The 22,827-nt window shown below is 41.3% G+C and carries 17 protein-coding genes and 1 pseudogene; 11 read left to right on the forward strand and 7 right to left on the reverse strand.

What is annotated here, in order from left to right; all coding sequences use genetic code 11:
• Positions 1–176: 176 nt before the first annotated feature.
• Positions 177–602: a hypothetical protein gene (locus tag AABI99_RS13100; RefSeq protein ID WP_338366346.1), complete on the reverse strand. Its 426-nt coding sequence runs from the start codon at positions 600–602 to the stop codon at positions 177–179.
• A 339-nt stretch (positions 603–941) separates the two neighbouring features.
• Between AABI99_RS13100 and ccoN the strand changes: the two genes are divergently transcribed.
• From ccoN to ttcA, 11 genes are all read left to right on the forward strand, one after another.
• Complete coding sequence (gene ccoN / locus AABI99_RS13105; RefSeq protein WP_338366347.1) at positions 942–2,375, forward strand: cytochrome-c oxidase, cbb3-type subunit I; 1,434 nt, start codon at positions 942–944, stop codon at positions 2,373–2,375.
• A 12-nt stretch (positions 2,376–2,387) separates the two neighbouring features.
• On the forward strand, positions 2,388–3,062 hold the full coding sequence (gene ccoO, locus AABI99_RS13110; RefSeq protein ID WP_338366360.1) for a cytochrome-c oxidase, cbb3-type subunit II: 675 nt from the start codon (positions 2,388–2,390) through the stop codon (positions 3,060–3,062).
• A gap of 5 nt (positions 3,063–3,067) precedes the next feature.
• On the forward strand, positions 3,068–3,253 hold the full coding sequence (locus tag AABI99_RS13115) for a CcoQ/FixQ family Cbb3-type cytochrome c oxidase assembly chaperone (protein WP_004588824.1): 186 nt from the start codon (positions 3,068–3,070) through the stop codon (positions 3,251–3,253).
• Positions 3,250–4,284 (forward strand): cytochrome-c oxidase, cbb3-type subunit III, encoded by a 1,035-nt coding sequence (gene ccoP, locus AABI99_RS13120; RefSeq protein ID WP_338366348.1) that lies wholly within the window; start codon positions 3,250–3,252, stop codon positions 4,282–4,284. Before AABI99_RS13115 ends, ccoP begins: the two co-directional genes overlap by 4 nt.
• A 141-nt stretch (positions 4,285–4,425) precedes the next feature.
• The gene (locus tag AABI99_RS13125) at positions 4,426–4,917 is read left to right on the forward strand and encodes a FixH family protein (protein ID WP_338366349.1); all 492 of its coding nucleotides are present in this window, start codon (positions 4,426–4,428) and stop codon (positions 4,915–4,917) included.
• Between the two features lie 8 nt (positions 4,918–4,925).
• Positions 4,926–7,301, forward strand: a complete 2,376-nt coding sequence (locus AABI99_RS13130) for a heavy metal translocating P-type ATPase (RefSeq protein ID WP_338366350.1) — start codon at positions 4,926–4,928, stop codon at positions 7,299–7,301.
• Entirely contained in the window at positions 7,298–7,465 is a 168-nt protein-coding gene (gene ccoS / locus AABI99_RS13135) for a cbb3-type cytochrome oxidase assembly protein CcoS (protein ID WP_338366351.1), read from the forward strand. The genes AABI99_RS13130 and ccoS overlap by 4 nt, the downstream gene beginning before the upstream one ends.
• Positions 7,458–8,129 (forward strand): sulfite exporter TauE/SafE family protein, encoded by a 672-nt coding sequence (locus AABI99_RS13140; protein WP_338366352.1) that lies wholly within the window; start codon positions 7,458–7,460, stop codon positions 8,127–8,129. The genes ccoS and AABI99_RS13140 overlap by 8 nt, the downstream gene beginning before the upstream one ends.
• Before the next feature lie 65 nt (positions 8,130–8,194).
• Positions 8,195–8,932: an FNR family transcription factor gene (locus tag AABI99_RS13145; RefSeq protein ID WP_338366353.1), complete on the forward strand. Its 738-nt coding sequence runs from the start codon at positions 8,195–8,197 to the stop codon at positions 8,930–8,932.
• Between the two features lie 107 nt (positions 8,933–9,039).
• Positions 9,040–9,966, forward strand: a complete 927-nt coding sequence (gene uspE, locus AABI99_RS13150; protein WP_338366354.1) for a universal stress protein UspE — start codon at positions 9,040–9,042, stop codon at positions 9,964–9,966.
• A 103-nt stretch (positions 9,967–10,069) separates the two neighbouring features.
• A complete protein-coding gene (gene ttcA / locus AABI99_RS13155) occupies positions 10,070–10,987 on the forward strand; it encodes a tRNA 2-thiocytidine(32) synthetase TtcA (protein ID WP_338366355.1) in 918 nt (305 codons plus the stop codon).
• Between the two features lie 48 nt (positions 10,988–11,035).
• On the opposite strand, the gene AABI99_RS13160 is transcribed toward ttcA, so the two are convergent.
• From AABI99_RS13160 to AABI99_RS13185, 6 genes and pseudogenes are all read right to left on the reverse strand, one after another.
• A complete protein-coding gene (locus tag AABI99_RS13160; protein WP_338366356.1) occupies positions 11,036–12,100 on the reverse strand; it encodes a hypothetical protein in 1,065 nt (354 codons plus the stop codon).
• 72 nt (positions 12,101–12,172) lie between these two features.
• Positions 12,173–13,228, reverse strand: a complete 1,056-nt coding sequence (locus AABI99_RS13165; protein ID WP_338366357.1) for a hypothetical protein — start codon at positions 13,226–13,228, stop codon at positions 12,173–12,175.
• 295 nt (positions 13,229–13,523) lie between these two features.
• Positions 13,524–15,470, reverse strand: coding sequence for an exodeoxyribonuclease V subunit alpha (recD, locus tag AABI99_RS13170; protein WP_338366361.1), 1,947 nt, complete (start codon positions 15,468–15,470; stop codon positions 13,524–13,526).
• 11 nt (positions 15,471–15,481) lie between these two features.
• Complete coding sequence (gene recB, locus AABI99_RS13175; RefSeq protein WP_338366358.1) at positions 15,482–19,045, reverse strand: exodeoxyribonuclease V subunit beta; 3,564 nt, start codon at positions 19,043–19,045, stop codon at positions 15,482–15,484.
• Positions 19,032–22,334, reverse strand: a complete 3,303-nt coding sequence (gene recC, locus AABI99_RS13180) for an exodeoxyribonuclease V subunit gamma (RefSeq protein ID WP_338366359.1) — start codon at positions 22,332–22,334, stop codon at positions 19,032–19,034. The genes recB and recC overlap by 14 nt, the downstream gene beginning before the upstream one ends.
• Positions 22,335–22,494: 160 nt before the next feature.
• Positions 22,495–22,827 (reverse strand): annotated as a pseudogene (locus AABI99_RS13185) (alkaline phosphatase family protein); the annotation flags it as partial.

Genomic DNA, 22,827 nt, shown 5'->3' on the forward strand with positions numbered 1-22,827 from the left:
GCTTTTAGCTTTTAGCTTTTAGCTTTTAGCTTTTAGCTTTTAGCTTTTAGCTTTTCAGGCACAATTACAAACATTAAACAGGTTATGAAACTAAGTAAGCTCTAAAAACATACTATTAAATACGGTATTTTATTACTTATATGCTTTGGAAATGAAAGTGTAAAAATAATGCTGGTTTAATACGTAACGTAAAAATTATAAAAATGGGTGATTGGCTCGCCAGTTTGAAGGTTGCTTAAATTAAGCACTAGTTGCCACAGCATATTTTTTTCTGAACAAATACCTACCATGGTTTCACTTTTATAAATACTTCCCTGCTCAGTGAACTTTTGGGGAATAAATCCCATATACATAGTGATACTTTCAATCTTAGCAGTGTCGAGTTTAAGGTGGGCGGGTAAATCAAGGTAAATGCTAAAAGGGGTTTCGGGAGAAATATTTTTATCACTTAACCATACTTTAACACCAGTATCATAAATACAGTGTTGATTAGTTTCGCAATCAGTTTTTAACAGTGCTTTTTGATCATTGCTGTTAGCATTGTCACAGCCTGTTAATATAAAAATAAGCATTATAAACAAAGGTAATCTATATATATGCATCACTAATCCGCGCTAAATAAAAACAAATCTTAATTAGCATACTTTGAAATAACAATAGCTAGGGTGATGTTTGGTTAATATAGGTACAACCTGTATCAAAAAATAAACAACAAACTCACAAACTTTGATTGATGTCATAATTTTATGTAATTGACCTATCTTTTTTAGGCCAAAAAATTTATCATTTCACCCGCAAAAAATAAGGGTTTCTCGAGTTTGTTTTCTGAAGCATTCAGGCTTTGAACGTTTTAGGTAATACGCTTGGGGAAAATAGTAGGCCCCACTTTAAACGGTGGGTAATTCATTTCTAAACGCATTTATTGCAGCGGAAGCCAGAAAATGAGCCAAACAGTAGCATCACAAACTGAGTATAACTATAAAGTTGTACGCCAATTCGCTATTATGACAGTGATTTGGGGCATCGTTGGCATGAGTATTGGGGTTCTGATTGCTGCCCAATTAGCTTGGCCAGCACTTAACTTTGATACACCATGGTTAACATACTCTCGACTACGTCCGTTACACACGAACGCAGTAATTTTCGCATTTGGTACCAGTGCACTTTTTGCGACGTCTTATTACGTCGTTCAACGTACTTGTCAAACGCGCCTTTTCTCAGACAAACTCGCCGCTTTCTCTTTTTGGGGCTGGCAGCTTGTTATTGTATTAGCCGTTATTACATTACCATTAGGTATTACCAGCTCTAAAGAATATGCAGAGCTTGAATGGCCGATTGATATTTTAATCGCAATAGTGTGGATTGTTTACGCAGTGGTATTTTTTGGTACGCTGATCAAACGTAAAGTATCACACATCTACGTTGCTAACTGGTTTTACGCTGGCTTTATCATTACTGTTGCAGTGCTACACATTGTAAACAGCATGGCTGTGCCTGTGTCGCTAACTAAATCATACTCAATCTACGCCGGTGCTGTAGATGCAATGGTTCAGTGGTGGTATGGTCATAACGCTGTAGGTTTCCTACTAACGGCTGGTTTCTTAGGTATGATGTATTACTTTGTACCAAAGCAAGCAGGCCGCCCAGTTTATTCTTACCGTTTATCGGTTGTTCACTTTTGGGCACTTATTTCACTCTACATTTGGGCAGGTCCTCATCACCTTCACTACACTGCGTTACCTGATTGGACGCAAAGTTTAGGTATGGTTATGTCTATTATCTTATTCGTTCCATCTTGGGGTGGTATGATTAACGGTATTATGACTCTATCAGGTGCTTGGCATAAGCTACGTACTGATCCTGTACTGCGCTTCTTAGTTGTTTCATTATCTTTCTACGGTATGTCTACGTTTGAAGGTCCTATGATGGCAATTAAATCTGTAAATGCATTGTCTCACTACACAGATTGGACTGTTGGCCACGTACACTCAGGTGCGCTTGGTTGGGTTGCGATGATTTCAATTGGTGCTATTTACCACCTTATTCCTGCGTTATTCGCACAAGGTCGTATGTACAGTGTTAAATTGGTTAACACGCATTTTTGGTTACACACTGTTGGTGTTGTACTTTACATTGTTGCAATGTGGATCTCAGGTGTTATGCAAGGCTTAATGTGGCGTGCAGTTAACTCTGACGGTACATTAATGTACAGCTTTGTTCAGTCATTAGAAGCATCACATCCTTTCTACGTAATGCGCTTTTTAGGCGGTGTTTTCATCGTTACAGGTATGTTAGTTATGGCTTACAACGTTCTGCGTACAATTTCAGCTGAGAAAAACTCACTGAAGCTAGACGCACAAGCACAATTAGCATAACGGAGTGAGATGATGAGCAATAAAAATTCACAAAACAAACATGAAATAGTAGAAAAAAACGTTGGCCTAATGGCCATACTGACTGTTTTTGCTATTAGTTTTGGTGCACTAGTTGAAATTACTCCGCTAATGTTCCAAGACGATACAACAAAACCTGTTGACGGTTTACGCCCACTTAACGCGCTAGAGATGGAAGGCCGCGATATTTATGTACGTGAAGGTTGTTACAACTGTCACTCACAAATGATTCGCCCTTTTCGTGACGAAGTTGAGCGTTACGGTCACTACTCTGTAGCGGGCGAATCAGTATGGGATCACCCTTTCCAATGGGGTTCTAAACGTACTGGTCCTGACCTTGCGCGTGTAGGTAAGCGTTACTCGGACGATTGGCATTATGCACACTTAGTTGATCCACGCGCTGTGGTACCTGAGTCAAATATGCCAGGTTTTCCTTGGTTAGCAGAGACAAAGGTTGATACCAGCCTAACTCTGAAAAAACTACAAATTTTCCGTGATACTTTTGCTATAAACCCAGAAAACCCTAAGCACCCTGGGTTAGGTTATGGCAGCGATGAAGAGCTTCAAGCAGATGTTGATAAGATTAACGCTATGAATAACGGCGAAGGCGCAACAGAAATGCAAGCTTTAATCGCGTATTTACAGCAACTTGGCACCCACTTGAAGTAATTATTATGGATTACGGAACATACAGAGGCATTTTGACTCTGGTAATTTTAGTATTGTTTATTGTGATTGTTGTATGGGCATACAGTAAACGTAGCAAAAATCGTTTTGATGACGCTGCGAATGCCATTTTTGAAGATGAAAAAAAACATAACAACACACTCTCTAACGAGGAAAAGGAGTCTGAAAAATGACTAGCTTTTGGAGTATCTGGGTTATTGTATTAACCCTAGCCTGCTTAATCATCATTTTTAGCTTATTAGTTTGGAACCTTAAAAACTATGCTGGCGTAGAAGAAGGTGAAGACTGCGGACACGAATATGACGGCATTACCGAGCTTAATAATCCACTGCCAAAATGGTGGACGTATATGTTCTTCGCAACATTTATTTGGTCGGTATATTACTTAGCAGCTTATCCAGGTTTAGGTAACTGGGAAGGCTTAGGTAAATGGACAAGCTCTAACCAAGGTATTACGTCTTTAGCTGAATCTAAAGAAGCCACGGCTAAAGCCAAAGAAGAAGGCCGCTATGTAAAACTTGATAAGGAATACGAAGCAGCCCAAGAGCGTTTTGGTCCTATCTTTAACAAGCTTGCACAAATACCAGTATTAGAGTTAGTTAACTCTAAATTTGAAGGTGATGCAGCACAGCAAGTAGCCCTTGAAAATGGCGAAAAGCATGAACAAACAGACGGTCAGTTAGCACTTGAAATTGGTCAGCGTTTATTCTCGCAAAACTGTGCGCAATGTCATGGCTCAGATGCACGTGGTGCTACGGGCTTCCCTAACCTAACTGACAAAGACTGGTTATACGGTGGCTCACCTGACAAAATTAAAGAAACACTTCTTTATGGTCGCGTAGCAGCCATGCCATCATGGAGTGCAGCACTGGGTGAGCAAGGCGTTAAAGAAATGACAGCGCATGTTCTTAGCTTATCTGGTCGTACTGTTAACCAAAAAGATGCCGCTGCGGGTGCCGCTAAGTTTGCTATGTGTGCAGCGTGTCACGGTGCAGATGGTAAAGGCTCTGTTGCACATAACTTACCGTTTGGTGCACCTAATCTGACAGATAACATTTGGTTATACGGTGGCTCTCAACGCGCGGTTGAAGAAACTCTTAATCATGGCCGCGCCGGTGTAATGCCAGCATGGAAAGACATTTTAGGTGAGGATAAAATTCACCTGTTAACTGCTTATGTTTACAGCTTATCGCAAGAGCAATAAACATTAAGTTAACCTTTGTTTAATCTTTTTATTTCAATAGATTAATCCAGATCAAAAAAGCCTCCACTGTGAGGCTTTTTTTTAGTCTTTTACAAGTATTTGCTATAAAATAGCCCCACCTAAACTAATTTTAGAGCAACTATGCAACCTACTCCGTGGTATAAAAATTTTTGGCCTTGGTTTTTAATGTTTTTTCCGCTTGCCGCCATTATTGGGTGCATAACCCTAATTATTACGGCAGTGGGCAATGGCCCAGATATGGTAGTTGATGATTACTACAAAAAAGGCAAAGCAATAAATTTAGAGCTGACTAAATTTGAAAAAGCCAAAGCGCTGTTTTTACATGGTAATCTAAATGTTTCACACGAGCGTGCAAGTTTTGTATTTACCAAAGGTGATTATACTAAGGTACACGCTTTAAAACTCGCATTTTATCACCGTACTATCAAAGCACACGACTTTGACGTAACGCTAACCCCTAATGCCAATAAAGAGTTTACTGCCCTACTCGATAACTACACACCCGGTGCTTACTCCGTGTTTATAGAGCCGGTCGATAGTAGTTGGAAGCTAAAAGAAAACATAACGCTTCCTACAGAGCAACCCATATTTGTTACCCCAAAATATAAGTAGTCGTCACTATGAGCGTTTCTTGCTTTCATTGTCTTGAAAGTGTGCCAAATGGATTTAGCGCAACCGTCACAATAGATAATACGCCTCAGCCTATGTGCTGTATTGGTTGCCAAGCGGTGGCACAAAACATTGTTGATCAAGGTATGACTGACTATTACAAATACCGCACCGTACGTGCCGGTAAGGTAGAGCAGTTAGTTCCAGAGCAATTAGCGCTAATAAAAAGCTACGATAACGAAGATATACAAGATGAGTTTATAGCCACAACCGATAACCTCTCTGAGGTACTATTGAGCGTTGAAGGCATTACCTGCGCCGCGTGTGCTTGGCTTATCGAAAAACAATTATTAAATTTAAAAACAGTAAAACGGGTAGATGTAAACACCTCAACAAACCGAGCGATGATACAGTGGGATAAAACCCACACCCCACTGAGCGAAATAATTACCTCGCTTGCTAAAATTGGCTATAAAGCTTACCCATTTCAAGCCGATGACGAAGCCCAGCAAAAGCAACAAACAGCCAAAGCGTATATTCGCCGTTTAGGGGTTGCTGGGTTGATGACCATGCAAGTGATGATGTTTGCCTTTGCCATGTACTTTGGCATGTTTTCAGGCATGGATAGTAATTTTGAGGAATACTTTAGGTGGATAAGCCTCGTACTTGCCTCTCCGGTTATTTTGTACAGCGCACTCCCCTTTTTAACTAATGCGATTAATGGCTTAAAAGCAAAACAATTAAATATGGACTTGCCTGTTTCGCTGGCTATTTTTGGGGCTTATAGCGCAAGTTGTTATGCCACATTTATGCAAGTTGGCGAGGTGTACTTTGAATCGGTCTGTATGTTTACCTTTTTATTATTACTTGGTAAATATCTCGAATTTAGAGCACGATTAAAAGCCAGTGAGTTTACCGCCAACTTACAAAAGCTTTTGCCTCTCACCGCGCGTACCCTCGATGAAAACGGACAAGAACATATAGTTGCCGCTAAAAAACTTAAACTTAATGATGTGGTACTTATAAAAGCTGGCGAGACTATTCCCGCTGATGGCCAGCTAATTAAAGGAAAAACGACTGTTGATGAGTCCATGATGACAGGTGAGCACCAACCTGTAAGTAAGTTTATTGGCCACAATGTGTATGCAGGTTGTGTTAACCACGACGGTGTTATAGAAATAAAAATAAATAAGATTGGTCAAAACACGCTTTTAAACCAAATCATACGTTTGCAGCATAATGCACTAACCAAGCGACCCAAGTTAGTAGAAATAACCGATAAAGTGGCGCAGTGGTTTATTGCCTGTTTACTTGTTTTTGCTTCTATTACCGCAATTGGCTGGTATCAAATTGATCCAGAGCACGCTTTTTGGATCACTATTTCGGTATTGGTTGCGACCTGCCCATGTGCGTTAAGCCTTGCAATCCCTACCGCGTTAACGTGTGCTGTAGCCACGCTCACTCGTAAAGGAATATTAATAAAACAAGCTCATGTACTGGAAACTCTCTCACAGTTAACCTTGTTTGCCTTTGATAAAACGGGCACGTTAACACAAGGCAGATTTAGCTTAGATGCAGTTGATATTCTCGATGACAGTTTATCTAAAGAGCAAGCACTAAATATTGCCGCTCAACTGGAGCGTTTTTCGGAGCACCCCATAGCCAGTGCATTTAGCGAATACAGCACCAGCGATCTTGCACTTACTAATATCACCGTTCACCCAGGACTTGGCATTAGTGCACAAAATAGCACAACTCATTATGCGATTGGTAAAAGCGGCTGGTTTGACACTAAAAAAACCAATGCGCAGGCGAGTCTATTTATAAATAAGCAGGTCGTCGCTCGATTCTACTTTATAGATAAGGTTAAGGCTGGCGCTAGTGAGCTCATAACGAGCTTACAAGCACAAAACTTAAGCTGCCACATACTCACTGGGGACGCCTCTGATGCTGGCCAAAAGATCGCCAAGACATTAAAAATCGACAGTGTGCAAAGTGGATTATCACCAGAAGATAAACAAAAAGCCGTTGAGCAGTGGTCATCACAAAGCGAAGTGGTCGCTATGGTAGGTGATGGCATAAACGACAGCCCTGTATTTGCCAGTGCACATTTGTCCATAGCCATGGAAACCGGCGCCGATATTTCTAAAAACACTGCTGATGTCGTCTTATTAAATAGCGACTTAGCCTCTATTGAGCACTTACTCAATGTGGCTAAACAAACAAGGCGAATCGTTAAGCAAAACCTGACCCTGTCTTTGGTGTATAATGCCTCTATTTTACCACTCGCAGCGCTTGGGCTTGTGGCCCCGTGGATGGCGGTTATTGGTATGTCTGCCAGCTCAATTATTGTGATCAGTAATTCACTAAGGCTTTTAAAATTATGAGCATAATTTATATTTTAATCCCCATTGCAATACTTTTTGTGATTATTGCCATTGGCGTATTTTTTTGGGCCGTTAAAAGTGAGCAATTTTCTGATTTAAACAAACAAGGTCACAGTATCTTGTTTGAAGATGATAAAGATCAACACAACAATAGTAATGATTGACCCTCTCTACACTAGTGCATTTTTAATGGGCCTCATTGGTAGCGGGCATTGCCTTGCTATGTGTGGCGGTATTGCCAGCTCCTTACAATTGGCCAGTAACAAGCGCCAATCTGTTATTTATTCATTTGCTTATAACATTGGCCGAGCGTTTAGTTACATGCTGGCTGGCGCACTCGTTGCGGGTATCAGTAGCCAATTTGCAAAACAAAATACGTTTTTTTCTGTCACGCTTTCATTCGTTGCTGCTATTTTTATGCTGTTGGTTGGCATATATATAATGCGCTTAGGCCCTACCTTACAATGGCTCGAAAAAGTGGGTAAAACACTTCTTTGGCAGCACATAGTTAAATTTAATAAATATTTAATGCCCTTAGATACTACAGCTAAAGCCCTAGGCTATGGTGCCTTATGGGGTTGGCTTCCTTGTGGCTTGGTGTATTCAGCCCTGACATGGGCAATGACCAGCCCTAGTGCGTTTGATGGAGCCATTGTGATGCTCTGCTTTGCGCTTGGCACCTTTCCGGCAATGATCACAGTGGGTGTTATGGCCCAAAAGCTTAATACGATAATAAACCATTCATGGACGCGTATACTATTAGGCAGTATTATTATTTGGTACGGTGTGTATTTATTGATTATTGCCACCGACAAATTAGTACATTAATCTCCAAATTACATTGCTCTTAAATTCATGAGCAATAATTTATAAAAATTAAAACGGATTAAATTATGGATTTCTCTCAAAGTCGTAATAAAGGCAATTGTGCTATTAGTTGTAATAACTGCAGCATCAGCCAATTGTGTTTGCCTTTCTCGTTAAATGGTCAAGAAATGGATAAACTTGACGAAATTATTGAGCGAAAAAAACCCCTCCATAAAGGTGACTATCTGTTTGAATCCGGCGCCCCGCTTAACGCAATTTATGCTGTACGCTCTGGCTCATTTAAATCATACACCCTCTCCGAACAAGGAGATGAGCAGATTACCGGCTTTCATTTGGCAGGTGATTTAGTTGGCTTTGATGCGATTAGCAAAATGGCTCATCAAAGTTTTTCACAAGCACTCGAAACATCAATGGTGTGCGAAATCCCGTTTGATACCTTAGACGAATTAGCAGGTAAATTACCTAAACTTCGCCAACAAATCATGCGACTAATGAGTAACGAGATCACCTATGATCAAGAAATGCTACTCCTACTTAATAAAAAGTCGGCAGAAGAAAGACTAGCAAGCTTTATTTACAATCTTTCTGAGCGCTTTGGCGAACGCGGATTTTCGCGTAAAGAGTTTAGGTTTACCATGACACGCGGCGAAATTGGTAATTATTTAGGCTTGACCGTAGAGACGATTAGCCGCTTGCTAAGCCGCTTTCAAAAAGCGGGATTAATAAAAGTGGAAGGTAAGTTTATTACTATTTTAGACAGCGATGGCCTGGCAAGCGCTGCTGCAATTATTAAGCCTTGCTAAGTTAATTTACGCTGTAACTTTGATTTAGAACAACAATTTATGCGCTCCCCCTTTAACTGCTGTGTATTTGCGTTACACTGAGAGTAAGTTAAAAAAGGGAGTAGCATATGAACACTATTAAACGTATTTTAGCCGTTATTGACCCCACAAAGGATGATCACCACGGTTTAGCTCGCTCGATTGATTTAGCCAAAAAGTCAGGTGCCAGTATTACCGCCTTTATGACTGTTTACGACTTTTCTTACGAAATGACCACTATGTTGTCGTTCGAAGAGCGCGAAGCAATGCGAAAAGCCGTTATAACTGATAGAGAGTTATGGCTAAAAGATATCATTTCTACCTACCCAGATATAAGCATCACCACCCAAGTGGTTTGGCATAACCGCCCATTTGAAGCCATTATTAACACTGTCATTGAACAAAAATACGATTTAGTGGTTAAAAGTACCCATCAGCATGGTGCACTCAAATCGGTTATTTTTACCCCTACAGATTGGCACTTAGTGCGTAAATGCCCTACACCTGTTTTATTTGTAAAAGAAATGGCATGGCCCGAACAAGGTAATATTTTAGCTGCAGTGAATGCGGTTAGTGAAAACGATGAGCACGTCGCCCTTAATAAACGGATTATTAAAGATGCACAATTTTTATGTGAGCTGGCCAATGCAAAACTTAACTTAGTTAATGCCTATCCTGCCACTCCTATTAATATTGCCATAGAAATCCCGGAATTTAACCCAAGCCTCTACAACGAGTCCGTAAAAAAACACCACATAGAATCCACTAACGAACTGGCTAATGCATTTAACTTAACAAATGAGCAATGTTTTATAGAAGAAGGGCTCCCTGAGGATGTAATTCCTGACGTTGCAAGTCGCTTAAATAGCGAGTTAGTCGTAATTGGCACTGTTGGCCGTACAGGGTTAAGCGCTGCACTGGTTGGTAATACCGCTGAGCATGTAATAGATAGCTTAGATTGCGATGTCCTTGCATTAAAACCCGACGGCTACATCAGCCCACTTGCCAAAAGTTAAACAAAGCCTTAACTAGCGCTTTAATACCCTTAGTACTTGGGTATATAATACGCCCCTTTATTTTTCAGCAAATATTTGCCGCATTGTTTTATAAGGGGGCGCAGTGTCTCACTCAGCTCAAGCCAAAGCTCAATACAACTTAAATAAGTTACAAAAGCGTTTACGCCGTCTTACAGGTCAAGCCGTCATGGACTTTAACATGATAGAAGAAGGCGATCGCGTAATGGTATGCCTATCAGGTGGTAAAGACAGTTACACCATGCTTGATATGCTTAAGCATTTAAAGCGTGTGGCACCTATTAAGTTTGACTTATTTGTTGTTAATCTTGATCAAAAGCAGCCTGGATTTCCTGAGCATGTTTTACCACAATACCTTGATAAACAAGATATTGAATACAAAATTGTCGAAGAAGACACCTACAGCATTGTTACCGATATCATCCCTGAAGGTAAAACAACATGCTCGCTGTGTTCACGCCTACGTCGTGGTATTTTATACCGTACAGCCAAAGAAATGGGCGCAACTAAAATTGCCCTTGGCCATCACCGCGATGACATGATCGAAACACTTTTCTTAAACATGTTTTACGGCGGTAAACTTAAAAGCATGCCGGCTAAATTAATGAGCGATAACGGCGAGCACATGGTTATTCGCCCGCTAGCTTATTGTAAAGAAGCCGATATAAGTAAATACGCATTTAGCCAAGGTTACCCTATTATTCCCTGTAATTTATGTGGCTCGCAAGAAAACCTACAACGTAAACACACTAAAAACATGTTAGCGCAGTGGAATAAAGAGCACCCTGGACGTATCGAAAGTATTTTTACTGCAATGCAAAATGTGGTGCCTTCACATCTAGCCGATACAGAACTATTTGATTTTGAGAACTTAAAAACGGGTGATGTGATTGATGGCGGCGATATAGCACTGGATAAACCAGACATTCCAAAAGCGCCTGTAAGCGATGAAGATGAAACCCAAGCGCAGCAAGCTGATGTGGTTACTATTAACCTAAGCTAACGGTTAAAAAATACAGTTAAGGGGCTTTATGCCCCTTATTTATTACCACTAACCTTTATCAGCTAATCCTTTTAAAAACTCTAGACTCATTCGTTCTTGTTCATTTGCTTGATAAGGCAGTTGTTGCAAACTATCGTAGGCAAAATCAGTAATTTCAAATTCAGCAATATCACTGCTACCAAAACTATTACGTTCACCTGGGCTTGGTGACATTCGCTCTATCACAAAGTCACTTAAACGCATATTCACTACCCCTTGTGGTAATACCGACCAATGCGCCTTTAAATCCACCGTTTGACTGCCTTGCGAAAGTTTCTTTTTAGTCACCAAATGTGCAAGTGGGCTCGTATCACTGTATAAATTAGCTCTAATTCTATACAGGCCGCTTTTGATCACCTTTAAATGCGCTGTGGCTACCATGTTTTCGTTTTGTGCATACGCGTTATCAAAATCAATCAGCGTGGCACTGGGTGGCATATATTGTATTTGCGCTACAGCAGGCACTTTTTTATCAGCAACTTTCGCCTCTACAAATAGCTGCAAATTACGCGGGTAGTCTTCACTGCCTTTAAAACTTATAGTTGCTTCGCCTTGTTGTGCTGTGGTGGTTTTTGAACTAATTGCCGCTTTGGTATCGGTATTGCTAAGCGCTACATTTACCTCTACTAGGTTTTGCGCAGCAATTTTAACGGTTATTTTTTGCGGATATACAAACCGATATTTATCTAAACTAACAACAAGGGCATTACCCGCATCATCAATAGGACTTGTCACTGGGTAAAATTGATTAGGCTTTAACCGGTCTTCGTCAAATTCGCTCAAGGGCTGCGAATAAGGCGGGTATTTTAGTGCATTTTGGTATTGCATTGCCACCTGCTCAGCGGCACTGGCTAAGTGCTGATCAAACTGTATTTTGGAGGTGTTTTTTACCTTTAATTGTGAAGGTACATTATGGGTTATGGCGGTGCTTTGGTTTGGGCTCGCCCAGTCCGATTTATTACTTTTAGACAGTGCAGGCGCTGATGAAGGCGCTTTAACTTCATTTTTATTTGCAAACCAAAGTAAAAGCAGACCAGCAATGATTATGGCTGCACCTAGGTAAAACTTTTTCATATTGCATCCATCCTTTAAAAGCGTGTAGCACTTAACTACACGCCCTTAAGCTATTGTAAATATAGGTGCTTATTAAGGGATCACATTGTAAATGAGCGCCGAGGCACTTTTGTTATTTGAGTCCTTAATGTAACGGTAATGCTTTTTCCAAAACCAAGTACCCGTTGTTTTATCAAAAGTGTTAAAGCCCACATTTTGACCACCTACATTAATGTTATTCATCGCTATTGTGACATTGCCTTTGCGCTGCGCGTTGTGAATTTCATTATGGCTGTAGCTGTCGCTCATCATCATTGGGTAATGGTATGGCATAAAGCTATTAACAGCATCATCTTGCGACTTTAACTGGCCATTTGTATCAATACTGCTACTACAACTGCCAAATGACTTAGCTGAGCTTGCTCCACACGATGAATGCGATGCTACTACGGAGTCATCATTACCTTTTAAAAACCCACCCGTTAGCCCTAGGTAAGCATTGCCATCGGCTACAAAGCGTAATCGCGGTGTACGCGCATCTGGAAACGGCGAAATTTTACGTGCGTTATTTACTTTTAAATCGTGTAATACGCCCACCGCTTCTGTTACATCACTGCCTAACCACCACCTCAGTGCAGCATCTACTGCAAAGTTCCATGCGGCACCTGTTAAAGCACTTACAGCAATATCGGCAAGCTCGCTGCCGCCCCCGGCTCCCGCCAAGTCAAAGGTTGCCACAATATTAAGCGGTGTAAGGCCCGCATTTTCAAGCCAGTTGGCCTGGTTATCTATAATATGGCGGGCAACTAAATCACCTGTTGAGTGCGTTACTAGCACACAGCCATCTGCGCATAAGTTAGAACGCGACATTTGCTTTAATTTAGGCCATACCCAATCAGTTGCGATTTTACCTTCAATACGCTCATAGGCCGGCCAATCAATACGTTCATCGGCTCGGTTATGCCAATAACTTTGCCAATAGGTTTCACCGTCGTTTATAACGTCGCTGCCTGACTTATTGGTTAGTTGCGATACTTGCAAGCCATGTATGAGTATAATTTTGTGATCTTTACTTGCTGCCGAAAAGCTCATAAATACAGCTAGGCCAGCGCATAGTAAATATTTTAATGTGTGTTTAGTGTTGTTCATATAAATCCTTAATGTGTTCAGTGTTTTATTTTTATGCCTATATACTTAAGGTATTCATTTGTACATGTGCAGGCGCACATGCATTGACCAGTATTAGGAACAACGCTCAAAAATACAACAAATTATTATCATTTAATTTAAGTAAATATATATTGTTATATTATTCAATTAGTTGAATATTAAATAATTGCAGTATTTAGTACTATTACACGTCACATAATTAAAGAATGGCAGTATTTAACCTAAAAAAAGCCTAACGCATAAATACATTAGGCTTATTGGTATGCAGGACTTATTAGTGTGTTAAGCGCTCATAAAGGCCCGAAGCCCTTGATACACTTTTATTCATCGCTAGTTGCAGGACCTTTTTATCGGCCACCAACTCAAAGGTGTTTTTTGCGCGTGTTATGCCTGTGTATACCAGCTGTCTGTTTACGCCCATACTGGCGTGTTTAAGTGGCGGTAAAACCATAGCGGTATAACTAAACTCCGAGCCCTGCGATTTATGTATGGTCATTACATACACTTTATCGTGTGCAGGAAGGCGTGCAGGTGAAAACGAGCGTACATTATTTTGCTCATCAATAAATACCGCCTTTAACTGCCCACTGTCATCGGGCATTAAAATCCCAATATCGCCATTAAACAACTTAAGTTGATAATCGTTTTGGGTCACCATAATGGGCATGCCACTGTAATGGCGTTGATTTGGGCTCACCGATATTAACCCTTGTTGCACAAGCGTGCGCTCAATGCGGCTATTTAAGCTATTTACGCCGTAGTCACCCTCTCGCACCGCCGCTAATAGTTGATACTGAGAAAATGCGGCATGCACATCAGCAACACTCGCTCCTTGCGCAATTAAATTTAAATAATGAGCGTAATGCTTAGCGGCTCTGTTTATTAATTTTTCTATGGGTTTTGCTACAAAGTCGTAATCTAAAATCACATCGTTAAAGCGCCCTTGTACGCTTTCTTGCTCAACATAGTTTAAAATGCCGCTGTGGTTAGTATTAACTGCAAGGGCAAGTTGACCAATACCACTTTGTGCATCAAACCGGTAACTGTGTTGTAAAAACGCTATGCAATCGGCCAGTTTAAATTCGCTATGCCCTTGTGCCGCTAATTTGGCCTCTCCTTTAAAACATAATGCATTGAGCTCATCACATCGCGCTTGCGAATAATTAGGCGTTTCACCCAATGCTAAGCCTTGGCATAAGTCACTCATTACACTGCCGGTATCTACCGAGGCAAGTTGGTCTTTATCGCCCAGCAATATTAATCGCGCATGGGCTGGCAGTGCTTCTATTAATTTTGCCATAAGTGATAAATCAACCATACTGGCTTCATCAATAATCAGTACATCTAAATGTAGTGGGTTAGTGCGGTTATGCTTAAATTTATTGGTGAAGGGTTTAACCCCTAACAGTCGGTGAATAGTTTGCGCATTATCAGGAATTAAGGCCTTTATACCCTCAGGAATAATTTTAAGCTTTTGTTTAGCCCCTAAAATAGATTCACTTAAACGCGCAGCAGCTTTACCTGTAGGTGCCACCAACTTAATGCTTAAAGGCGCGCTTTTATAAAGCGACTGCAAAATTGCTAATAGCTTAGTTACTGTGGTAGTTTTACCGGTCCCTGGTCCGCCTGTAATAACGCTAAAGCCTTTTGTTGCGGCAATAGCACAGGCTACTTTTTGCCAATCTATGGCAATGGCAAAATTATCTTCAAAGTAGTCACTTAATAGTTGGCTGAGTAACTGGGTATTTATATTTAAATGGCGCTCACTCATCGCAAGTAAACGCGTAGCTAAAGTATGTTCGTAATCTGCAAGGCGCGCAAAATAGAGCCGTTCGTTAAATAACTGTAAGGGCTTGCCCTCGCCCACACTGTGATGGGCACTTAAGCAACTAAGCGCATCGAGGTAGCTAAATGCTTCGTTAAAAGGAGAGGTAATATTTGGTACATTGCCCTCGGTTTTTGTAAAGTCACTTTGGCGTAAATTAAACGGGTTTTGCCAGTCGACCTCTTGTAATGTTAAACAGCTGTGCTGGCTTTGCTGCGCTAAACACAGTAGCAATACAATATAAAATACGTCATTTTGCTGGCTATCGCACAGCATTAAGGCAAGCTTTACATCCACCATTCTTATGCGATTGTGCTCAAGTAAATAATCGAGCAACTCGACTGTATTTAACGGCTGTACGGGTACTGGCGGCTCATCAAATAGGCTTTGCTGCATTGGGTAGTCACTCATAACATGGCTCCTTGGCTAAATAAGCCATCTAAAATAGTGATTTGCTCTGCGCTAAGCTTATTAAAATACACCCCTTTGCCTGCTGGCATGGCGCGTAAAAACGTATAATAAACCCCGCCTAAATGGGTTTCTATTGCATAATCACTAATGCGTTGTTTGAGTAATCGGTGCAGCGCAACACTATAAATTAAATACTGTAAATGGTACTGATGACTACTCATAGCTTGCTCTAGTAGGTCGCTTTCATAGTCTGCGGGCGTATTACCTAAGTAGTTAGACTTATAATCTAAAATATAATACTTACCTTGATAGCAAAAAATTAAATCTATAAATCCCTTTAGCAGGCCTTTTACATGAGAAAACTCTAACTTGCTCTGGGTAAAACCAAAATGTTTAACCAGTATTTCATTAAGCTTTGGCGCACTTAAACTATCTAAAGGTAAATTAAATTCCATTTCGACTAAGCAATCTGCTGGCGCTAATTGGCTTAAGCTTAATCCCTCGTTGTTTAAGGGACAGGACAACGAATCAAGCACCCACTGCTCGGTCACCTGTTGCCAGCTTTCGCTAATATGATATTTATCAAGTGCCTGTTTAACTACCTCTGCTAAATTTTGCTCGGGATTAGTTGGGTGCACTTGCGCACTGGTAAAGTCTATTTGTTCAAAAATTTCATGTAAGCAGCTACCAGGCTTTGCCCCCTTTGGAAAACTATAAGGTGATGGTATTTCATCTTGGCTGTTAGCAAATTCATCTTTTTCGTGATCTTCATCACTGCGCCCAGGCTCAATATGATCGGTGTGCTTTTTAAAGCTCAGCGCGCTAAAGCTGGTTGCTCGCCAATCTCGCTCTATGTTGGCTGTAACTGTATTCACTTTTAACGCGTGGCTTTGCTGCACTGCGCTATTGAGTGTTAACTGGCCTTGCTCGACCAATTGCTCAGCGGTAAATTGCTGGTAATGCATTTCGGTGTGAGCGTCGCAAAATTCGTTTAAGTGGGTGCGCCACGTTTGGCTACTTGTAAGCTCAAGCCCTGTAAATAGCACATGCCCTAATGCACTACTTTGTATAGCCAAACGACTGCTTTGTCCTTGCCCTATGTTATATACACCTAACGCACAAAAATGTACCGCGCGAGTAAGCGCAACATAAAGTAAGCGTAAGTCTTCAGCTAGGCGTTCTTGCTCTGCTTTTTGCAGTGCATCTTCGTTTTTACTTAAATCGTAAACCAAATTACCCTTGTCATGATAAAGCGCCTCTTTGGTTTCGCGATAGCCACTTGCAAAGGGCATAAACACCAGCGGGTATTCAAGCCCTTTTGAGGCATGCATAGTCACAATTTTTACTAAGTTAGCGTCACTCTCTAGGCGTACTTGCACAGCTTCGCCATCTTGCTGGCTTACTTTTTGTGCAAACCAACGTAATAAACGTAACGTGCCTTCAAGCTCTATTTGCTTTTGCTGCAGTATTTCACCTAAGTGTCTAAAGTCGGTTAACCAACGCTCAACGTTATAGCCAAGGCCTTGCCACTTAGCGCTTAGCTGATTATGGCTTAACAAGCGCTCAAGCATGGCCATTGCGCCTTGCTTATTCCAAATATGACTAAGTTGCGCAAAAAAGTTTAAGTGCTCTTGCCATTTATTTTCATCATCAGCAAGGGCGTAAATTTCGTTGTAGCTTAAACAAAATAATGGCCCTGCTAATACGCCGCGCAATAACGACTCATTGTATTGCCCATGCAATGCCGTTAAAAAGTTAAGTAAATGATGGCTAAGCTCTTGGCTAAACACACTCTCACGGGATAAATACACGCTAGCAATATTGGCATTACTCAGCGCTTTTTTCATTATCTGCGCTTCTACACGGTCGCGCACCAATATACAAATGTCGGCAGCGGTCACCTTATGCTTACCAATGCACGCTCGCCCTTGCTCGGCTTGCTCAAGCAATGTCACTATTTTATTGGCAAAATAGCTGGCCAAATGTCCTTGCCCAACGCCTTTGCTGGTGGGTTTGTTTTTTTCATCTGCCGCTTCATCTACAAATACATTAAATTCAAACGCGGTGGCTGGCTTGCCATCTATTGTAAATGTTTCATCGGCTTTTTTGCCTTTTGCTGCTACGGCGTTAAATGGGATGGCATCGTTATAAATAAAGCTATTCGCATGTTTAGAAAACAAGCTGTTTACACTGTTTACTATATCGGTGCTTGAGCGAAAATTAGTCCCTAAAGTAAATTGCTGCGCAGGCTCTACCGACTCTTTTGCGCCAATATAGGTAAAAATATCAGCGCCCCTAAAGCCATAAATAGCCTGCTTTGGGTCGCCTATCATGGCAAGTGTGGTGTTTTCTTGACCATATATTTTGCTAAAAATGCCGTACTGAATCGGGTCGGTATCTTGGAACTCATCAATCATGGCTACAGGAAATAGCTGCGCTATTTTTTGCGATAAAGCCTCGCCCTGTTCGGCATTTAAAGCACCGTGTAAATTAGTCAGTAAATCATCTGGGGTGATCACACTTTGCTCTTGCTTGCGTTTTACAATCGCTTGCTTTACCCATCGGGCAGCGGTTTGTACAACGGCAATTTTAAGGCCCTGATTAATTTTAGTATTAAGTGCAGCTAGCTCATCAAACTGGCTAAGTAGAGGGTGGCTAAATAAAGGCTGATTTTTTTTATAATTACTGGCATCACTTAGGTTTTCGCTGCTCCATACCTCAAACGAGTATTTATTAGTGCCAAATTCAAAAAATAACTCATCGCCTAAACAAAATGCTTCTAGAGCCGTTAAACTGCCTTTTCGCCCAGGCGTTTTAGAGCCACTTAAACCAGAGGCCTTAACCGCCGCTATAAACTCTTGCTCAAGCACTGCTTTTTTAAAAGCCGGCACCTTAGTAAGGTATTCATCGCGTGCTTTAAACACATCATCTAGGTTTATTTGTGGCACAACCTGCGCATTCGCTTTACTTAACACACTACTGACTTGGCTAAATAACGATTCAGGGGCTGCAAACACCTCTAAAATAGCATCTGTTCGCTCTTTATTGAGTGGGTAAACAAAGGCGCGCCAAAAATCCTTAATGGTATCGAGTAGGATATCGCGCTCATCTAAAATAAACTCAAGGTTAAAGGCAACGCCCGATTCAAACGCATGTTGTTTTAACATGCGTTGACAAAAACCATGAATAGTAAAGATAGCGGCTTCGTCCATAGATTTAGCGGCGGCATCGAGTAAGTCAAAGGCACGGTGTTTATCCTCTACCTCAGCTATTACACCTTCTATTAATTCATCGTTTGGGTTTTGACCAAGTAATGCGTCACGCGTAGCAATAATACGGCCGCGCACACGGTCTTTAATTTCTTGCGTTGCAGCATCGGTAAAAGTAACCACAAGTATTTGCTCAACACTTAACGGAGTGTTTATCTCCCCTGGTATTTGCAAGCCTAATAAATAACGTAAATATAGCCCGGTAATGGTATAGGTTTTACCTGTACCCGCACTGGCTTCTATTAAACTTTGCCCTTTTAACGGCATTGTTAGCGGATTAAGCGCTTGCATAGTCACTCTCCTTTGCATGTGCATGTAATGGGGAGAGTAATTTTTCGCTCCACTTAATAAATTCTTCTTGGCAGTCATTAAGCGATTGCACCGTTAAACGAATATACTGGTTTTCGCCCTCGCCGCGTCCTATGTATTGTGGGTTAAATTTGCTAATGGCTTTGCCAATATCACCACCACTTTTAACGTATTCATAGCCACTTACCGGATAAAATGCCACAGGCTCTTTGCGCAAGGCTTTATACAGTTCAAACCAATCACTGAGTAAGGCATCGGCCTCATTTTTACTCAGCGGCGCAAAGCTAATCTGATTATCGAGCCCCAATAATAGGGTTTCTACATTTTGCTCCATACTTTGTGCAACAAGGTGGTATATAAAGCCTTTAATTAAATCTTTAGCCTTTATACTGGCACTTCGGTAAAACACTTGTTTTTGCAAGTAAATATGATTTAGCCAGCCTTCAATAGTGGTGTTTTCTATATGTAAAGACACCTCAATTGGTTCGGTTTTTCCGCTTTTAATATGCTCTTTTACTTGCCCTGCTAGTGCATCAACTCGGTGCGCCATGCTTTCAAACACTAAATTACCTACATTAGCTTGAGGCAGCTCACCACGTTGCAGTATTTGCTCGGTACTTAACGGTTGTTCATTAATGTTTGCTTCGAGTATTTCATCTAAATAAAAATACCGACGCAGCGCATCTAAACTAAATGGCTCTTCATCTTTGGCGACTTCGCTAAATTCGGGTAGGCGTAAACCTAATGTTTGCTGGTAAAAGCTCTCTTGTGCGTTGCACACACTACGTATAAATACATCGAGTTCTAATTGCTCAGGCGCTGTAACATCAATGGCTGTTAGCGGCTGCGCGTCAATGCGTTCGCTTGGTAGCCAAATAGGATTAAAACTGTGGTTACTCAGCTTTGTATTGGCTTCAGTGTCGGCTGTGTAATAGGCGTGATTAAAAGGCTGCAAATGCTGTTTATTAATTAAACACTCAGGCAACGTTTTTTCGCTGTCATTTGTAAGCACAAAGCTGCGGCCTATGTACTCTAAAAGCTCGCTGACTAAGGTCGAGGGCATACGCGGTTGGTTGTCAAAGCACGAGCGGCCAATGTAACTTATGTATAAATTGTCGCGGGCGCTTAATAAGGCTTCTAAAAATAGGTAGCGGTCGTCTAATTTGCGTGAACGGTCACCTTTTTGTTTTTTAGAATACGGCACTAAATCAAACCCTATTGGCTGCAACGTGCGCGGGTAGTCGGCATCATTTAGGCCAAGCATACATACCACCTTAAACGGCACGGCGCGCATAGGCATTAAAGTACAAAAGTTAACTTGTCCCACTAAAAAGCGCTGCCCTACGCCCTTTTCTTGTATACCTTGTTTTATAAGGTAGCTTACAATTCGCTGCGAAACAGCTTTATTGTAATCGCCATTATCGTGGTGCTTTTTAAGCTCCTCTAAAACAGTTTGTAGTACCAGTAAATCCCAGCTTTCATCGCCTTCGTTGTAATAAATAGCATTGATAAGCTCAGATAAAATATCCGCTTTATTGCTAAGGGTATCATCTGGGGTTAGCTCATCTTTAAAGCGCTGCAGTACATCAAAAAAATGCACCAGCTTATTAAGGGTATCAAGCGCCATGCCTTCTACTTCATCGGCACTGTAAATGCCGTTAAATGGACATTGCTCATCGCGCTGGGCTATACCAAGCAGCAAGCGGTTTAAGCCATGCTGCCAAGTATTTAAATCGATTGCCGGTAAGTCAAAGCTACTTTTATGCTCAGCATTTATGCCCCATTTAACGCCTACGCGTTCAAGCCAATACTGAATTTGCTCGTACTCGTGTGCTTCAAGACCAAACTTTTCGGCAATTTGCGTTACTTGCAGTAAATCCAGAATATCTGATACACCAAAGCGCGAAAACGGTAAATTGGCTAAACTGGCAAACGAGCTCAGCACCGGTTTTTCTTGCTCTATGGCCAAATCGGCCAAAGCATAAGGAATAAACCGGCTGGTATTTTGCGCCCCGCCAAACACCGCTTCAATATACGGGCTGTACGTGCCTACATCTGGCATCATTACAATAATGTCTTTAGGGGTGAGCGATGGGTTTTGGTTAAACAAAGTAAGTAAATAATCGTGTAAGCGCTCAACTTCTCTAAGCGGTGTATGGCAATCACTGAACGTAATGCTGGTGTCGGTGTCGCTAATGGGCAGTTTGCCTTCATCATTGATAAACCACTCTTTATTATCGGTAAGTGATTCACCTTTAAATGCCAGCTGGTAAATTTCGCTTTGAATTTGACCTAATAAGCTATCGTCAAACGCATCTATAAAGCCATCAATCCAGCGCGCATCAAGTTGTACGAGTTGCTCAAAGTAATCGCGCCCTAGTTTCCCCCATGACGATAACAACGGGTTACCTATAAAGTAGTATTCTTCATCAGGGTTAGTGTGTTTTTTTTGCTGCGCTTCTAAAAGCGGCATTTTAGCGTATTTGGCGTTTATTTTAGCTGCTGTTTTTTCATCAACCACATCGCCCCAATAATGCTCGCTTGGGTTAAAAAAGAATAAAAACACCTCTGTTTTTTTGCTCAGCGCTTCAAACACTTCAAGCTGCGAGCTGGCAATCGCAGATATACCAAATAAACTAATGCGCTTAGGTAGTAAGCTATTATCCATATTTTCAAGGGCTGCGAGTAACTGCCCTTGCATATTGGCACGATGAAACTGACTTTGTCCAAGTGCTTTACTGTGCGCCACCAGCTTTCGCCATAAATCGGGCTGCCATGGGGCAATGCTTACATCAACATCGTCAAGCTCGTCTTTGCCGCTGTCCCAGGTGGCAATCCAATGCGGGCGGTACATTAAGTATTGGTCGTACACGTCGGCAATTTTTTCACACAGGGCAAAGGTTTTCTGTCCGTCTATATCGCCCTCTAAGTACGTTTTTAGCGGCAAATAAAGCGGTTCATTAATACAGCTGGGCAGTATTGCAAATAATTTCCAAGCAAGGTTAGGCTTATTAAATGCCGACTCTTTAGGCACATTGGGTAACAATTGCTGATACAACTGCCAAATAAAGCTCGATGGCAGCGGAAAATCGACCTGCGCGGCTATGCCTAGGTTTTCGCTTAAACCAATTTTTAGCCACTGTGACATACCCGGCGATTGCACTAAAACCACTTCTTTATCGAATGGGCTTTGCAGCGGGTTTACTTTTAACAGCTGATTAAACTGAGCTTGCAGCGCTTCCATGCGGTTTGATTGAATAATATTGAGCATACAACTGGAGTCCTTACTTGAAGTAAAACCAGTTTAAGATATTTTCATTTATAGGGGTAGCGCAATCAGTAAATTGGCACTAATAAATCAGCGAGTTAGCAGGTGGATTAAACACACAGCGTTAATTTTAATCACTGTGTGTTTTATTTGTTAGGCCATTTTATTTATAAGGGCTAATGCTTGATAAGCTAAATGCGCTTTGCATAATCACTTTGCCATCTATCCCTTTAAGCTTTAGTGAGATGGCCGGATCGGCTTGTTGCCAATCTATGCTTAAATCGCCGTAATTTACATTGTGGGTGTAATCACCTACACGGTGTTTATTTGGGCTGACGTCTTTCCACTTTTCAGTGAGGCCTGAGCTGGTCATTTCTATTAAAGGGTAATCAAGGTTTTGTTGATACTTTGAGATTTCGCCCCAGTGCGTATCACCGCTGATAATAATAACCCCATTCACTTGATGCTTTTTAATTAACGCAAATAAACGGTTACG

Source organism: uncultured Pseudoalteromonas sp. (assembly GCF_963922945.1).
Lineage (GTDB): Bacteria > Pseudomonadota > Gammaproteobacteria > Enterobacterales > Alteromonadaceae > Pseudoalteromonas.

Coding starts and splice junctions, on each gene's coding strand:
- ccoN (WP_338366347.1), top strand. CDS start 942: ATGAGCCAAACAGTAGCATCACAAACTGAGTATAACTATAAAGTTGTA.
- AABI99_RS13165 (WP_338366357.1), bottom strand. CDS start 13,228: ATGAACAACACTAAACACACATTAAAATATTTACTATGCGCTGGCCTA.
- recD (WP_338366361.1), bottom strand. CDS start 15,470: ATGCAGCAAAGCCTATTTGATGAGCCGCCAGTACCCGTACAGCCGTTA.
- uspE (WP_338366354.1), top strand. CDS start 9,040: ATGAACACTATTAAACGTATTTTAGCCGTTATTGACCCCACAAAGGAT.
- AABI99_RS13100 (WP_338366346.1), bottom strand. CDS start 602: ATGCATATATATAGATTACCTTTGTTTATAATGCTTATTTTTATATTA.
- ccoP (WP_338366348.1), top strand. CDS start 3,250: ATGACTAGCTTTTGGAGTATCTGGGTTATTGTATTAACCCTAGCCTGC.
- AABI99_RS13145 (WP_338366353.1), top strand. CDS start 8,195: ATGGATTTCTCTCAAAGTCGTAATAAAGGCAATTGTGCTATTAGTTGT.
- recC (WP_338366359.1), bottom strand. CDS start 22,334: ATGCTCAATATTATTCAATCAAACCGCATGGAAGCGCTGCAAGCTCAG.
- ccoO (WP_338366360.1), top strand. CDS start 2,388: ATGAGCAATAAAAATTCACAAAACAAACATGAAATAGTAGAAAAAAAC.
- ccoS (WP_338366351.1), top strand. CDS start 7,298: ATGAGCATAATTTATATTTTAATCCCCATTGCAATACTTTTTGTGATT.
- AABI99_RS13140 (WP_338366352.1), top strand. CDS start 7,458: ATGATTGACCCTCTCTACACTAGTGCATTTTTAATGGGCCTCATTGGT.
- AABI99_RS13160 (WP_338366356.1), bottom strand. CDS start 12,100: ATGAAAAAGTTTTACCTAGGTGCAGCCATAATCATTGCTGGTCTGCTT.
- AABI99_RS13115 (WP_004588824.1), top strand. CDS start 3,068: ATGGATTACGGAACATACAGAGGCATTTTGACTCTGGTAATTTTAGTA.
- recB (WP_338366358.1), bottom strand. CDS start 19,045: ATGCAAGCGCTTAATCCGCTAACAATGCCGTTAAAAGGGCAAAGTTTA.
- AABI99_RS13125 (WP_338366349.1), top strand. CDS start 4,426: ATGCAACCTACTCCGTGGTATAAAAATTTTTGGCCTTGGTTTTTAATG.
- AABI99_RS13130 (WP_338366350.1), top strand. CDS start 4,926: ATGAGCGTTTCTTGCTTTCATTGTCTTGAAAGTGTGCCAAATGGATTT.